This is a genomic window from Patulibacter ginsengiterrae (assembly GCF_056269115.1).
This window is the reverse complement of record NZ_JBWDOG010000039.1, coordinates 1-1,092: the sequence shown is the minus strand read 5'-3', so window position 1 is coordinate 1,092 and position 1,092 is coordinate 1. Positions and strand designations below refer to the sequence as shown.

The 1,092-nt window shown below is 66.9% G+C and carries 1 protein-coding gene; it reads left to right on the top strand.

The genetic code is table 11. The features are described from left to right. The first annotated feature begins 93 nt into the window (after window positions 1-93). A complete protein-coding gene (locus ACVUH9_RS22175) occupies window positions 94-1,059 on the top strand; it encodes an IS481 family transposase (protein ID WP_475761015.1) in 966 nt (321 codons plus the stop codon). Window positions 1,060-1,092: the final 33 nt, after the last annotated feature.

Below are 1,092 nucleotides of genomic sequence, written 5' to 3'. Positions count from 1 at the left end.
CCTAGGTGTAGTTCCTAGGGAGGTTGTTCATCCGGGTGCCCTTCGGAGAGGCTGGGAGTTGCGAGACACCTAGCCCTCCAAGAAGGCACCCGAATGAACCTCCACGGTAACGCCGCGCTCTCGTTGCGCGGCAGAGAACGCGTTGTCGAGCTGCGTCGGCAGGACCGGTCGTTTGCGGAGATCGCGTCAGCGATCGGAGCGAGCGACCGGTCCTGCCGCAAGTGGTGGGCGCGCTGGCAAGCCGAAGGACCCGCGGGCCTGAGGGACCGTTCCAGTAGGCCCAGGCGGTCGCCGAACCAAACGCCAGCGGGGCGGGTCGAAGCCATCCGTCTGCTGCGTGGCTTGCGGTTCTCCGGGCCGCAGATCGCGGAGCTGCTCTCGATGCCCAGCTCGACCGTTTCGGCGGTGTTGAAGCGGGAAGGGCTGGGTCGGTTGGGTCGCATCGGCTTGGAGCCCGCGAAGGTCTTTCGGGTCGATCGGCCGGGCGAGGTGATCCATCTGGATACGAAGAAGCTCGGCCGGATCGTTGGCGGCGCCGGGCACCGCGTGACGGGAAATCGCTGTCGGAAAGGAAAGCCGCGACCAGCCGATGGGTCCGGGGTGCGGCGTCTGCAGACCGGTTGGGAGGTCGTGCACGTCGCCATCGACGGCTACAGCCGCCTGGCGTACGCCGAGGTGTTGGCCGACGAGAAAGGCACCACGACCGTGGGATTTGTGCAGCGCGCGCTGGCGTTTTACTCCGCGCACGGCATCCACTGCGAGCGGCTGCACACCGACAACGGATCGCCGTACGTCTCGGGGGTCTTCGGGGTCTTCTGTCGCTCCAACGCGATCCGGCACAGTCGCTCGCCGGCGTATCACCCGCAGACCAACGGCAAGGCCGAGCGGTTCATCCGGACGATGCTCGAGGGCTGGGCCTACGGCCCGATCTACGGCTCTTCGATCGAGCGAACTGCGGGCCTTGCGGGCTGGCTGCTGAACTACAACCATCGACGACCCCATGCCTCGTTGAACGGCAGGCCTCCGGCCTGCCGGGTCCCTCCGGGACCCGGCACCTAGACCGGAACAACCTCCCTAGCCCTTACACCTAGG

Excerpts from the sequence above, each read along its gene's own strand:
- ACVUH9_RS22175 (WP_475761015.1), top strand. The coding sequence starts at position 94 with ATGAACCTCCACGGTAACGCCGCGCTCTCGTTGCGCGGCAGAGAACGC.